The organism is Streptomyces sp. ME19-01-6, assembly GCF_033793745.1.
Lineage (GTDB): Bacteria > Actinomycetota > Actinomycetes > Streptomycetales > Streptomycetaceae > Streptomyces.
This window is the reverse complement of the sequence record NZ_JARAXF010000007.1, coordinates 68073-80762: the sequence shown is the minus strand read 5'-3', so window position 1 is coordinate 80762 and position 12690 is coordinate 68073. Positions and strand designations below refer to the sequence as shown.

General features: G+C 73.3%; 12 protein-coding genes and 3 pseudogenes. 4 read left to right on the top strand and 11 right to left on the bottom strand.

All coding sequences use genetic code 11. From position 1 onward, the window contains the following. Positions 1-37: 37 nt before the first annotated feature. The 5 genes and pseudogenes from PV419_RS18680 to ribA all read right to left on the bottom strand — a co-directional run bounded on the left by PV419_RS18680 (position 38) and on the right by ribA (position 3396). Positions 38-511 (bottom strand): carboxymuconolactone decarboxylase family protein, encoded by a 474-nt coding sequence (locus PV419_RS18680; protein ID WP_319690382.1) that lies wholly within the window; start codon positions 509-511, stop codon positions 38-40. Next, positions 508-1350 carry an aminotransferase class IV gene (locus tag PV419_RS18675; protein ID WP_415925340.1) on the bottom strand — a complete coding sequence of 281 codons (843 nt, stop codon included), beginning with the start codon at positions 1348-1350 and terminating at the stop codon, positions 508-510. The genes PV419_RS18680 and PV419_RS18675 overlap by 4 nt, the downstream gene beginning before the upstream one ends. A 37-nt stretch (positions 1351-1387) precedes the next feature. Next, positions 1388-2500: pseudogene (locus PV419_RS53305) on the bottom strand (FAD-dependent monooxygenase). A 1-nt stretch (position 2501) separates the two neighbouring features. Further along, entirely contained in the window at positions 2502-2714 is a 213-nt protein-coding gene (locus PV419_RS18655) for a hypothetical protein (protein ID WP_319690378.1), read from the bottom strand. Between the two features lie 25 nt (positions 2715-2739). Continuing rightward, positions 2740-3396: a GTP cyclohydrolase II gene (gene ribA, locus PV419_RS18650; RefSeq protein ID WP_319690376.1), complete on the bottom strand. Its 657-nt coding sequence runs from the start codon at positions 3394-3396 to the stop codon at positions 2740-2742. Between the two features lie 190 nt (positions 3397-3586). Here ribA and PV419_RS18645 point away from each other — a divergent pair, with 190 nt between their 5' ends. Further along, the gene (locus PV419_RS18645; protein ID WP_319690374.1) at positions 3587-4336 is read left to right on the top strand and encodes a creatininase family protein; all 750 of its coding nucleotides are present in this window, start codon (positions 3587-3589) and stop codon (positions 4334-4336) included. Next, positions 4333-5007, top strand: a pseudogene (locus PV419_RS18640) (RibD family protein); the annotation flags it as partial. The gene PV419_RS18645 and the pseudogene PV419_RS18640, both read left to right, overlap by 4 nt. 276 nt (positions 5008-5283) lie before the next feature. On the opposite strand, the pseudogene PV419_RS18635 reads toward PV419_RS18640, so the two are convergent. The 5 genes and pseudogenes from PV419_RS18635 to PV419_RS18615 all read right to left on the bottom strand — a co-directional run. Further along, positions 5284-6198 (bottom strand): annotated as a pseudogene (locus tag PV419_RS18635) (lysylphosphatidylglycerol synthase transmembrane domain-containing protein); the annotation flags it as partial. A 44-nt stretch (positions 6199-6242) separates the two neighbouring features. Continuing rightward, a complete protein-coding gene (locus PV419_RS18630; RefSeq protein WP_319690372.1) occupies positions 6243-7085 on the bottom strand; it encodes a class I SAM-dependent methyltransferase in 843 nt (280 codons plus the stop codon). Continuing rightward, the gene (locus tag PV419_RS18625; RefSeq protein WP_319690370.1) at positions 7082-8203 is read right to left on the bottom strand and encodes a glycosyltransferase family 4 protein; all 1122 of its coding nucleotides are present in this window, start codon (positions 8201-8203) and stop codon (positions 7082-7084) included. Before PV419_RS18625 ends, PV419_RS18630 begins: the two co-directional genes overlap by 4 nt. 11 nt (positions 8204-8214) lie before the next feature. Continuing rightward, positions 8215-8613, bottom strand: coding sequence for a 6-carboxytetrahydropterin synthase (locus PV419_RS18620; protein ID WP_319690368.1), 399 nt, complete (start codon positions 8611-8613; stop codon positions 8215-8217). A gap of 168 nt (positions 8614-8781) precedes the next feature. Then, a complete protein-coding gene (locus tag PV419_RS18615) occupies positions 8782-9774 on the bottom strand; it encodes a zinc-binding alcohol dehydrogenase (RefSeq protein WP_319690366.1) in 993 nt (330 codons plus the stop codon). A gap of 134 nt (positions 9775-9908) precedes the next feature. On the opposite strand from PV419_RS18615, the gene PV419_RS18610 reads away from it, so the two are divergent. After that, positions 9909-10685, top strand: a complete 777-nt coding sequence (locus PV419_RS18610) for a CDP-alcohol phosphatidyltransferase family protein (protein WP_319690909.1) — start codon at positions 9909-9911, stop codon at positions 10683-10685. A gap of 282 nt (positions 10686-10967) precedes the next feature. Next, positions 10968-12086, top strand: coding sequence for a mechanosensitive ion channel family protein (locus PV419_RS18605; protein WP_319690365.1), 1119 nt, complete (start codon positions 10968-10970; stop codon positions 12084-12086). A gap of 70 nt (positions 12087-12156) precedes the next feature. Here PV419_RS18605 and PV419_RS18600 read toward each other — a convergent pair whose 3' ends face one another. Continuing rightward, positions 12157-12405, bottom strand: coding sequence for a hypothetical protein (locus PV419_RS18600; RefSeq protein ID WP_319690363.1), 249 nt, complete (start codon positions 12403-12405; stop codon positions 12157-12159). Positions 12406-12690: the final 285 nt, after the last annotated feature.

The following is a 12690-nucleotide window of genomic DNA, read 5'->3' as shown; positions in this document are numbered from 1 at the left end:
ACATGGTTTTCCCTCGCGGGCGCGAAGCGGCCGCCGGCTAGCCCGGGATCATCCGGGTGCTGATCGCGATGCGGTTGTACGCGTTGATGACGACGGCGGCCCAGATGATCGCCGCCACCTGCGGCTCGTCCCACACCGCGCGCGCGGCCCGGTAGACCTCGTCGGGCACATGCCCGTCCTGAACCGAGGTGACCGCCTCGGTCAGCGCGAGGGCGGCCCGCTCCCGGTCGGTGAAGAAGGGTGTTTCCCGCCAGGCGCTCAGCGTGTGGAGCCGCTGGTCGCTCTCGCCGTGGGCGCGGGCGTCCTTGGTGTGCAGGTCCAGGCAGAAGGCACAGCCGTTGAGCTGCGACGCGCGGATCCTGATCAGTTCCAGCAGCTCGGGTTCGACCCCCGCCTCGGAGGCCGCGAGCGCCGCCGCCGCGCGCAGTTCGCCCATCGCCGCCGAGACCTTGGGCGTCAGCTGCTTCAGATTCATCCGGGGAGTGGGTGAGGCGCCGGGGGCCATGGTCATCGGGAAACTCCATTCGTCTGGTTCAGTGGTTCCGCTGCGGTGTCGAGCCAGGCCTGCCAGGAGGCCGCGCGCCGGGCCGGCCCCGCGCGCAGCGGGCTGCCGAGCCACTCGGTCACCGGCCGGATGCCGTGCAGGGCGTTGACGAACCACACCTCGCGGCCGTCGAGGTCCGCCACGGTGGGCCGGCGGTGCTCCACGGGCACGCCCAGCCGCGCGGCGCGCTCCTCGATCAGGGCCGACGTCACGCCCGCGAGGACCGGCAGCTCGGGCGAGGGAAGGCACAGGACGTCCCCCTCCCACCACAGGACGTTCGTCGTCGTCCCCTCCAGCACCAGCCCGTCCGGCGAGGTGAGCATCAGCTCCTGCGCCCCCCGCTCGGTGGCCCGCCCGCGCAGTTCGGCCAGGAGGGACAGATCGGGCCCCTTGCGGCGGGGAAGGACCCGCGGGTCGGCCTCCTCGTCCACCCACACGGCCACGCTCTCGGTGCGCGGTGGCGCGGGCCGTATCCGCAGGAACAGCCGGGCCGGTTCCGGGCCGGCGAGTTCCACCCGGGGAAACCACACACCGGCGCGCGGCAGCAGGTCGACCGCCTCCTGCCAGAACCCCTCGATCCGGGCCGGAGAGTCGCCCGTCGCCTCCGCGCAGGCCGCCACGAACCGGCGGCGATGCCGGTCCAGGCCGCGTACCCGCCCCTCGTCGAGCAGCCAGGAATCGGCGGCCAGCAGCGCGGTGTCCGGGACCGGCCGGCACGGCGTCAGACCACGGTCCTCGCACCACATCAGCGCCCGGATGTCCGGCTCCCTTCCTACGTCCTGGCCGATCTGCCACACCGCGGCCATCTCCATCCTCACGTGCTCCTTCATGTTCGAGCCGGGTTCAGTATCCACCGGGCGAGGGGCTGCCGGGCGACGCGCCCGGTGGTCCGTGGCGCGGCCCATAGGGCGCATGCTCCAGCCACGCCCCGCACCGGGGCACCACGGGGGCCAGCGTCGCCGCCACGCGTTGTCTGACCCGCCCCCAGCGCCGGGGCCGCAGATGCGCGAGCGCCGCCCCGGCGGCCGCGCTGTTGCACACCGCCGCGGCGCGGCGCACCGCGGCGAACTCGCCGACCGCCGCCGTCGCCCGCGACGGTTCACGGCACGCCACCGCCACCGCGTCGGCCATCCCGCTGTTCATCCCCCGCGCCCCGAAGGGCGGGAACAGGTGCGCCGCCTCTCCGACCGCCGACCAGCGGAGGCAGCCACCGGCGCACCGCCTCCTTGCTGTCGTAGGACTCCGGCGGGTCGTCGGCGCGACACTGCAGATCCACCTGGAAGCCACCGGTGAACGGCACGCGCAGCACACTGCGGCCGCCGGTGCCCGGATGCTCGTAGTGGAAGACCCGCTCCACCGGCAGCCCGTCGTCGCCCGGCTCCGCCACGTCCACGACCACGTGGTACCCCTCGGACCGGTCGCCCTCCAGCGGGATGCCCAGCGCCCCACGCACCGCGGACCGCGCGCCGTCGGCCGCCACCACATGGCTCGACGTCCAGGTCCGGCCGTCGGCAGCGGCCACCGCCACCTCGCGCCCGGCCACCCGGGCGCCGCTCACCTCCGCGTCCCAGCAGAACTCCACGCCCGCCGAGACACACGCCTCGTACAGGAATCGCTCGGTGTCCACCTGGCGGAGGCTGGCGAAGGCGGGCAGCTCCTCGCTGTCGGCGGCCGGAGTGTTGGTCCGCGCGAACACCTCGCGGCCGCGGTAGAGCGTGCGCCGGGTGCGCCATGTCGTCCCGTACGCCGCGATGCGCGCGCCAGTCCGGGCCGTGCCCGCTCCAGCAGCAGCAGCGACTGCCGGTGGACGAACAGCGCCCGGCTGCCGGGCCGCACCCGCCCCCGCGGCCCGGCCTCCAGCACGGTGACCGGTACTCCGCGCGCGGCGAGGGCCGGCGCGGCCGTCATCCCCACCGGCCCGGCGCCCACCACCAGGACCGGCCGCCGCTCCGCCATGTCAGGCCCCGGTCCGCGCCGGGGAAAGCGTGGGCAGCTCACCGGAGGCGAGCAGCCGGGCGATCTCCAGGCGCTTGATCTTCCAGGTGCCGGTTCTCGGCAGGTCCTGGAACCGGCAGTGCACCGGTGCGGACAGTCGCGGGAGGTCCGCGGTGGCCCGCCGCCACCGGCTGTCCTCCAGCGGCTGGTCCCCGCGCGTGCACACCAGCGGCACGGGCCGGGTGTCGGCCGCGGGTCCGTCAGGACCGTTCGGCCATGCTGTCCAAGTGCGGCAGATGGTGATCGAGGCGGTCCGCCTTGGCCCGCAGATAGGCGAAGTTCTCCTCGCGCGGAGGTATCAGCAGTGGCACCTGCTGCGCGATCTTGATGCCATGCCGCAGCAGCGCCTCGCGTTTGCGCGGGTTGTTCGACAGCAGTCGTACCGACCGCACGCCGAGATCGTGCAGGATGTCCGCCGCCACCCCGTAGTCACGGGCGTCGACCGGGAGACCCAGCGCGAGGTTCGCCTCCACGGTGTCCAGCCCCTCCGCCTGGAGTTGCATCGCCCGGAGCTTGGCCAGCAACCCGATGCCGCGCCCCTCGTGACCCTGAAGGTAGATGAGAACGCCCCGCCCTTCGCTCGCGATGGCGCGCAGCGCCGCGGACAGTTGATCGCCGCACTCGCAATGCCGGGACCCGAAGGCGTCCCCGGTCAGACACTCCGAATGCACACGAGTAAGCGTCCGGTCTCCTTCGGCATCGCCGTAAACCAGCGCTATTTGTTCGTCCCCGCGAATGCTGTCCAAGTAGCCGACCGCCAGGAAAACGCCGTACTCCGTGGACAGTTGGACCTGCGCCACTCGTTGGACGCCTGACGGTCGAGCGTTCTCGCCGAACGGGCCATCGCTTTCTGTCATGTCCCGATCCTAGCCGGAAAACCGCAAACTACCTGCGGTGTGCGCGAAAATGACAAAGGAACACCAACCCGCTGCCCGGTTCATCACATTCGACCGGTAGGCGCGCGCCCGACCGCGTAGCCTGGCATCCACGCCACGAAGAACCCGCACAACGCGGCACACGGAACGCAGAGCGAAAGGCTCCAAAAACATGAGCGGTTCGGGAAGGCGACCGCAGGCCCCGAGCCTGCTGCCGCCGGACACCACCGAGGACGCGCGGGCCGCGCAGGCCCGCGTCGCGGTCCTCCCCATCGGCAGCTTCGAGCAACACGGCGCGTTTCTGCCCCTGGTGACCGACACGGTCATCGCCTGCACCATCGCCCGGGAGATCGCCGCCGCGTACCCGGTCCACCTCCTCCCGCCACTGACCATCTCCTGCTCGCACGAGCACGCGGCATGGCCGGGGACCGTCAGTATTTCCGCCGCCACCCTCCACGCCGTCGTGCGGGACATCGCCGAATCGCTCCGCCGGTCCGGTATCGGCGCCCTCATTCTGGTCAATGGGCACGGCGGAAATTACGTCCTGCGCAACGTGGTGCAGGAATCCGCGGGCACCGGTACCCGTATGGCACTTTTCCCGGGATCGGCGGACTGGGACGCCGCGCGCACCGAAGCCGGAGTCCAGACCCCGTCGCAGAGCGATATGCACGCGGGGGAAGTCGAGACATCCATCCTCCTGCACGCCCACCCGGAACTCGTCCGCCCCGGCTATGAAACATCCGATTTCCTCGCCGACGATCGCAGACATCTCCTCACCCTCGGTATGTCGGCCTACACCGAATCGGGGGTCATAGGCCGCCCGTCACTGGCAACGGCCGGTAAGGGAAAAGAAATCCTCACCGCACTCGTCGACTCCTTCGCCGAGTACTTCTCCCTGCTGGCCCCGAAGGAGGCCCGATGACCATGCTCGACGAGACAGCGGTCTGGGAACGGCTTCGCGCCATCCGATCCGAGGCGGACGCCGAGGCCGCCGGCCTGATCCGCGGCCCCGACGGCGGCCGGCAGTGGTGGCAGGAAGCCTCAGCCGAGGCGCGCACACTCACCGACCGCTATCTGCCGCTGTGCCTGGCCGGCCCGCGCCTCGTCTTCGCGCAACTCGGGCAGAGCCTGGACGGCTTCATCGCCACCCGCACCGGCGACGCCGACTATGTCACCGGCGAGGAGGACCGCGCTCATCTGCACCACCTCCGCGCCCTCGCCGACGCGGTGGTCGTCGGAGCCGGTACCGCCGTCGCCGACGACCCTCAGCTCACGGTGCGCGCGTGCACGGGGACCAACCCGGTGCGCGTCGTCCTCGATCCGCACGGCCGGGTGCCGTCGCAACGCCGGGTGTTCACCGATGGCTCAGCTCCCACCCTGTGGGTGGTGGCCGCGGACAGCGGCCGCCGCCAGGACGGGCCGGTCGGTGTCGGCGGCAGCGGCGGCGATGGCGGCCTCGGCGGCCACGTTGACGTGCTGACCCTGCCGGACCGCGAGGCCTTCGCGCCCGGGCGCCTGACGGAGGCCCTCGCGCGACGCGGCCTGGGCCGGGTGCTGATCGAGGGCGGCGGCGTCACCGTGTCGCGCTTCCTCCACGAGCGGGCGCTGGACCGGCTCTACGTCACCGTGGCCCCGGTTCTGCTCGGCGACGGCGTCCCCGGGCTCCGCTTCGCCGGCACGCCCGTCATGCGAGACGCGCTCCGCCCGCCCATGCGCCGCGCCCACCTCGGCGAGGACACCCTCTTCGAGATCGACCTGGGGACGTCGCAACCCGGCGAACCACTGCCCCACGAGCACGGCGGAACCAGGCAGGCTCGCGGCGAAGGTGAGCACTCCGTAGACCACGGCGACGGTCAGCCCCTGGGCCGCGCCCAGGCCCGCGGCGCCGAAGGCCCACGAGGTGACGCCCTCCCGGGGCCCCCAGCCGCCGACGTTCAGCGGCAGCGCCATGGCGAGCAGCGCCAGCACCATCAGGGGCAACAACTCGGCCAGCGGCGCCCTTGATCCGGCGGCCCGGGCGGCCAGCAGGAACATCCCCAGGTGCCCCGCCAGCACCGCGACGGACGAGACCACCACCCCAGGCCAGCTCCCGCGGGCCAGCAGTCCGCGCCGCGCCTCGCCCAGCGCGGCGCGGACCGCGCCGCGCCACCGCGACGTACGCGGCCCGCCGCGCAGCCGTACGGCGGCCACGACCACCACGGCGCACACCACGGCCAGGAGCGCCACGGCGCCCGGCGCCGCGGCCAGATGACCGGCGAGGCGGCGGGTCTCCGCCACGGCCAGGGACGGCCGGGACAGCACAATCCCCACGCCGACCGCGGCCAGCACCACCTGGCCCGCGGCCCGCTCCAGCACCACCGCCCGCACCCCCCGGCCGACGTCACCTGCGTCGCGCCCGTGTCGTACCGCGCGGTGCACATCGCCGAGGACGCCGCCGGGCAGCGCCGCGTTCAGGAACAGGGCCCGGTAGTAGTCGGCGACGGCCGCGCCCAGCGGCAGCCGGATGTTCAGCGCCCGGGCCACCAGGCACCAGCGCCACGCGCTGAAGACCGTGGTGAGCAGGCCGAGGCCGAGCGCGGCTGCAAGAGTCGCGGCATCGATCCGGCGCAGGCCGTCCAGGAAGGCGCCGGTGCCCACGCGCCACAGCACCACGCCGAGGATGGCCGCCCCGGCGATCGTGCCGAGCCGCGCCTTCAGTCCCTGCCCGGTCGATCTTCTCCAGCCCGTGGCGGGGCCCGCGACGTCGGCCGACGTCGCGAGCGCCGTCGCGTCAGCCGTTGACATCGCCGTCCCGGAGATCGTCCGGACAGGGCCCGGCGCCGGCGCGTTCACGACACCCCGCCCGTGGTCCGGGGCAGCGCCAGCAGATCGTTGTGGTGCACCACCACCCGCAACTCGCCCGCCGCGCACGCCGCCAGGCGGCGCCGCAGATACGCCTCGGCGCGCGGCGCCAGATCCGGCCGCTGTTCGCAGGCCGCCCCGATCCAGCCCCGCAGCCACTGAGCCGTCAGCGCGGACTCGCCCGCCCCGAGCCGCCACGGGCTGCTGTGCACCCGCACCGCCGCGCCCTGCCGTACGAAGGCCTCCGAGGCCACCGCGACCGCGTCCGGGCCCAGCAGACCACCACGGCGCTGGTGGGCGTTGAACGCCTCCGCTATCTCGCCGTCCAACGGGTCGGCCGGGGAAAGCTCGACCCGCCCCGTCACCGACAGCGCCAGCAGTACCGGGCAGCCGGCCCCGGCGCAGGCGGCGATCAGCGCGTCCACCTCGTCCCGGGTCAGTACGTCCAGCAGAGCGGAGGCCGTCACCAGCGAGCTTCCGGCCAGATCGTCCGCGGCCAGCCCGCCGAGGTCCCCACGCCGGGTCAAGGTCGTGACACCGCCGCCGTCGGCGGTCTTGGCGGGCGCCTGCGCGGCAGCCCGGCCCAGCAGCGCCGGATCGCGGTCGTACAGCACCCAGCGCTGGGGTCCGGGCAACCGGGGCGCGAGCCAGCGGCCCATGGAACCGGTGCCGCAGCCCAGGTCATGGATCACCAGCCCGCCGGCCCGCCCGGCCTCCGCCAGCCACCCGCGCAGCGGGTCGAGGAGTTCCACGGCGCGGGCCGCGGCGTCGGCGCTCTCCCGCAGCTCCAGCCACTCCGGCTGGTACAGCGGCACGTCGGTGGTGCTCATGCGGCCCTCCGTGGTTCACATCGAAGTTGTTCCAGCACCTCGGCCATGCGCCGCGCCGTCGTCTCCCACCCGTCCAGGGCGGCGCGCCGCCCCCGCGCGGCCGCCTTCAACCGCCTTCGTACACCCGGCTCGCCGAGCCAGCGGCGCAGTGCCTCCGCGAGCGCCGCCGGGTCCCGCGGGGGGACGAGGACGCCCGGCAGTCCGCCGTCGGGAGCCCGCCCCAACGCCTCCGGGACCCCGCCCACCTCCGTCGCCAGCACCGGGATACCGCGCGCCAGCGCCTCGGTCACAGCCATGCCGTACGTCTCGGCGTACGAGGCGAGCACCAGCAGGTCGGCCGCCGCATAGCTCGCGTCCAACTCCGCACCGGCCCGCGGGCCGGCGACGCGCACCTGGTCGCCGAGGCCATGCTTGTCGATCAGTTCGCGCAACCGGGTCACATAGCCGGGGTCCTGGCCGAGGCCGCCGACACACAGCAGACTCCAGGGCAGATCGGCCACCTCGGCCAGGGCCTCGACCAGCAGGTGCTGCCCCTTGCGCGGGGTTACCGAGGCGACGCACAGCAGCCGCGAGGCGCCGTCGGTGCCGGGGGCCAGCGGCGCGAGGTCCGCGCCGGGCGCGGCGACGTGCACCCGGCCGGGGGCGAGCCCGTGGTGGGCCACCAGCCTCCGGGCCGCCCAGCCACTGGTCGCCACCACCGCCGGGACGGCGCGCAGCGTCTTGCGCTCCAGCGCGTCCAGGTCCGCCGCCCGGCCGGGGGCGAGCCCCGTCTCGTCGCCCAGCGGCAGATGCACCAGCACCGCCAGGCGCAGCCGCCGTGCCTCGGGCACCACGATGTACGGCACGGCGCAGGCCACCAGCCCGTCGAGGAGGACGACGCTGCCGTCCGGCCGCTCGGCGAGGACACGGGACAGCTCCGCGCGGGCGTCGGCCTCCGGCTGCGGCCAGGTGCCCGCGACGGCGTGCTCGTGGACCTGCCAGCCGACACCCGGCAGGTCCCGGCACACCCGGCGGTCGTAGGTGTTGCCGCCGCTCGGCGCGGCCGGATCGGCCACGCCGCCGGGCATGACGATGTGCACGGAGCGCAGGTTCGTCGCGGTGACGTCGGCGCGGCTCATCGGGCGCGCCCTCACAGATCCCGCTCGTAACTCGCCCAGGCGATATGCGACTCGTGCAGCGTGACCGTCAGACCCGAAAGCCCCAGGGCGCCCTCGCCCAGCGCCCCGGCGGCCACCCGGTCGGCGAGGCGGTCGGCGATGACCTTCGCCAGGAACTCCGTGCTGGTGTTGGTGCCCGCGAAGGCGGGCTCCTCGTCGAGATTGCGGTAGTTCAGCTCGCCGACCACCGCGTTCAGCTGCTGGGTGGCGAGGCCGATGTCGACCACGATGTTGTCGGCGTCCAGCTCGGCGCGGCGGAACGTGGCGTCCACCAGGAACGTCGCCCCGTGCAGGCGCTGCGCGGGCCCGAAGACCTCTCCACGGAAGCTGTGAGCGATCATCAGGTGATCACGGACGGTGATGCTGAACAACGAACGACCCTCCAGGTACGGCACGTCTGGCGGCCCTCGGCCGGGCCACGTCATGTAGTACGGCCAACCGGCCGCCCTGGTTCAGAGCCGCGCCGGATTGTGCCGGATTGTGTCAACTGTTGGGGTCGCTCGGGCCGCTCACGCCACTCAGGCCGCCTTTCGGACGGCTCAGGCCGGATCCCCCGCGGGCCCGTACCGCACACGATGGCACAACCCCGGCAGCTCCCCGGACGCGAGGCGGGGCAGCACCTCCGGCAGCTCCTCGAAGGCGCACTCCCCGGTCACCAGCGCGTCGAAGGCCGGGTCGGCGAGCAGCTCCAGCGCCAGCGCCAGCCGGTCGGCGAAGGTACGGCGCGGGCCCCGGGCGGGGGACACCGTCCCCACCTGGCTGCTGCGCACGACCAGGCGGCGGGAGTGGAAGGCCTCGCCCAGCGGCAGACTGACCCGCCGGTCGCCGTACCAGCTCAGCTCCAGGACCGTCCCCTCCGGTGCGAGGAGTTCGAGGGCGCGCGCGAGCCCGGCCTCGGTCGCGCTGGCGTGGACGACGAGATCGCAGTCGCCCGCGGCCTCCTCGGGGAGCGCGAAGTCGACCCCCAGGGCCCCCGCCACCCCGGCGCGCGCGGGCTCCGCGTCGACCAGCTGGACGCGCACGGCCGGATACCGGGCGAGGACTGCGGCCACACTCGCGCCGACCATCCCCGCCCCGACCACCGTGATCCGGTCACCGAGCAGCGGCGCCGCGTCCCACAGGGCGTTCACCGCCGTCTCCACCGTCCCGGCCAGCACCGCCCGCGCCGCCGGCACCGCCTCAGGCACCGGAGTCACGGCGCTCGCCGGGACGACAAACCGCGTCTGGTGCGGATACAGGCTGAAGACCGTACGGCCCAGCAGCGCGGCCGGGCCCTCTTCCACCACGCCGACGTTGAGATAGCCGTACTTGACCGGCGCGGGGAACTCGCCCTCCTGGAACGGCGCCCGCATCGCGGCGTACTGGCTCTCCGGCACCCCACCGCGGAAGACGAGCGTCTCTGTCCCCCGGCTCACCCCGGAGAACAGGGCGCGCACCACGACGTCATCGGCCCCGGGCTCCGGCAGCGGGACGTCCCGCACCTCACCGCGGCCGGGGGAGCGGAGCCAGAAGGCGCGGGCGACGCGCTCCATCGACGTCCTCCAGAAAGATCGGGGCCGACAACGGGCTGAACACTTTGCCCGTGACGCACGTACTGACCATTATTAAGCCGCGAACACGGTACGCGGCACTCAACGACTCCGCCACAACAGCCGGAGGGTGCACGGTGGCTGCCCTGAACAACACATACGACACGACGCTGTTGCGGCAGGAGACGGCCGTGGGAGCGGTCGCGCAGATAATCCTGCTGGCACTCCTCGGCACCGCACTCGGCCTGGGGCCCGCTGGCTGGCTGACGGGCCTGGCGTTCGCGTTCGCCACCTGGGCCGTGCTCACGCGCGCCGTGTGCCGCTCCTGGCTCAGGTCCTTCGGCGCGGCCAACCGCGTCACCCTGGCCCGCGCCACGCTCGTCGGCGGCGTGACCGCGCTGGTCGCCGACTCCTTCCAGAGCCCGCCTCGCGTCCCGGTCCTCGTCGCCCTCACCACGGTGGCGCTGATCCTCGACGCCGTCGACGGCAAGGTCGCCCGGCGCACCGGAACGGCGTCCCCCTTGGGGGCACGCTTCGACATGGAGGTCGACGCCTTCCTGATCCTGGTGCTCAGCGTCTACGTCGCCACCTCGCTGGGCCCGTGGGTGCTCACCATCGGCGCCATGCGCTACGCCTTCGTCGCGGCCGCCCGCGCCCTGCCCTGGTTGAACGAGCCACTGCCCGTGAACACCGCCCGCAAGGCGGTCGCCGCGCTGCAGGGAATCGCCCTCCTGGTGGCCGCCGCCGCGATCCTCCCGCACCCGGTGTCGTTCGCGGTGGTCCTAGTGGCACTGGCGCTGCTCGTCTGGTCCTTCGCACGCGACATCAGGTGGCTGTGGCACACGAGGACCCGCCACGCCGCCACCGGTCGGTCCGCCGCCGTGGTCCGACGCATGACCCACGCGGACGCCTGACACGTGCGGCCGACGCCGCGGCCCCCGGTGGGCCACTGGCCGGTTGGTGACATCCGCCGGGGAGGCATGCGGCAGGATGGCAGACCGCGTCAGGGTCCCGGTACGAAAGCCCCGGCGCAGCCCGACATCCCAGGCACGAGCAGGTGACACGGTGACAAGACAGCACTCCGAACTCCCCGGCAGACCCCGCCGCGAGGGCGCACCCGGGCCGCGGCCCACCACCCCGCACGGCCGGACCTGCCGCACGTCGCGGCGCACCTCGCGGCGTACGGAGAGCGGCCGGTGACCCGCGCGCTCACCCTGCACGACCTCATCGTCGTCTGCGCCGCGCTGGCGGCGGGCATGGCGATGGGCCTGTTGTCCCGCATGGCACTGCGCTGGCTGGGCGAACGGGCGCGCAGGACCCGCTGGACCGGCGACGACATCATCGTCGACGCGCTGCGCACCATCGCCCCCTGGGCGGCCCTCGTCGCCGGCGTGTCCGGGGCGGCCGCCGCCCTGCCACTGAGCGCGGCCGTCGATCACAGCGTCCACCAGGTGATGACCGCCGTGCTCATCCTGGCCACCACCATCGCCGTGGCCCGCGTGATCGCCGACCTGGTGCGCACACAGGCGCTGTCCCGGTCCGGCGTGGCCGGCAGCGCCACCATCTTCGTCAACATCACCCGCGTCGCCGTGCTGGCGATGGGCGTCCTCATCCTGCTGGAGACGCTCGGGATCTCGATCGCCCCGTTGCTCACCGCGCTCGGCGTGGGCGGCCTCGCGGTCGCCCTGGCGCTCCAGGACACGCTGGCCAACCTGTTCGCGGGCGTCCACATCCTCGCCTCCAAGACGGTGCAGCCCGGCCACTACATCCGGCTCGGCAGCGGCGAGGAAGGCTATGTCGTCGACATCAACTGGCGTAACACCACCGTGCGCCAGCTGCCGGACAACCTCGTGATCATCCCGAACGCCAAGCTCGCCGGTGCCATCACCATCAACTACCACCAGCCGGAAGAGGAGATGTCGATCCTGATCCAGGCGAGGGTCGACTACGACAGCGACCTCGACCACGTCGAGCGGGTGAGCATCGAGGTGGCGGAAGAGGTGATGGCCGAGGTGTCCGGTGGCGTCCCGGATCACGAACCGGTCGTCCGATTCCACACCTTCGGCGAGGCCGGTATCGACTTCTCGGTCATCCTGCGCGTCCAGGAATTCAGCGACCAATTCCTGATCAAACACGAATTCCTGAAGCGGCTCCACCGGCGCTACCAGAACGAGAGCATCGAGATCCCCCTGCCGGTACGCACGGTCGTCCTGCACCAGCCGGGCCAGGTTCCACTCCCCGGCCCCCGAACCCCGGAGGCCGACCCGGGGCCCGTGACCAAGCCACCGGTGCCAATGTCGAAGGCCGGTCACTGAAGAGCGTCCGGCTCCCTGGGGCCCTGGGGCAGCAGGGAGCCGGTGCCCTCGCCTGTGCGTGGAGTTCGGTCTACTCCTCTAACCACACCGCCAGGCGGACGTTGGCTTCGCCATGGACACCGGCGGGCGCACGCATGACGGCCCACACCGGCTGCCATGTGCCGTCGGCCGGCACCGCGTCGCGACGCCGGGCGCGTTCGGCGCGGAACACCGTGGTGCCCACCTCGCACTCCGTGCCCTCGTCCCACAGCTCGCCGATCCGGTCGGGGCGACCGCCAAGGTGTTCACCCCGCTGGCCCTGGCGAACCCGCGGCTCCACACCGAGCGGTGCACCAGCTTCAGGGAGCCGTCCGGCTGCCGCCGGTACCGTCTCGCCCATCGCGAGGCCAGGGCCCCACGTGCGGCACTCCACAAACCCTCTGATGTCCGTTCCCACGGGGCGATTGTGCCGCGGCGGGATGGGGGCCGGCGGTGTGGTCCCCGCCTTGGACACCTCGCGCATCCTGCGGGTGAGGCCCCGCGCAGGCCGAGCCGATCGGCCGCACCGGGGGCGCCCCGGTCCCAGCCGATGCCGCGTCCTTCCGGGGTGAGGTCCAAGAGCGGC

Coding starts and splice junctions, on each gene's coding strand:
- PV419_RS18645 (WP_319690374.1), top strand. CDS start 3,587: ATGAGCGGTTCGGGAAGGCGACCGCAGGCCCCGAGCCTGCTGCCGCCG.
- PV419_RS18630 (WP_319690372.1), bottom strand. CDS start 7,085: ATGAGCACCACCGACGTGCCGCTGTACCAGCCGGAGTGGCTGGAGCTG.
- PV419_RS18625 (WP_319690370.1), bottom strand. CDS start 8,203: ATGAGCCGCGCCGACGTCACCGCGACGAACCTGCGCTCCGTGCACATC.
- ribA (WP_319690376.1), bottom strand. CDS start 3,396: ATGACAGAAAGCGATGGCCCGTTCGGCGAGAACGCTCGACCGTCAGGC.
- PV419_RS18680 (WP_319690382.1), bottom strand. CDS start 511: ATGACCATGGCCCCCGGCGCCTCACCCACTCCCCGGATGAATCTGAAG.
- PV419_RS18615 (WP_319690366.1), bottom strand. CDS start 9,774: ATGGAGCGCGTCGCCCGCGCCTTCTGGCTCCGCTCCCCCGGCCGCGGT.
- PV419_RS18675 (WP_415925340.1), bottom strand. CDS start 1,350: ATGGCCGCGGTGTGGCAGATCGGCCAGGACGTAGGAAGGGAGCCGGAC.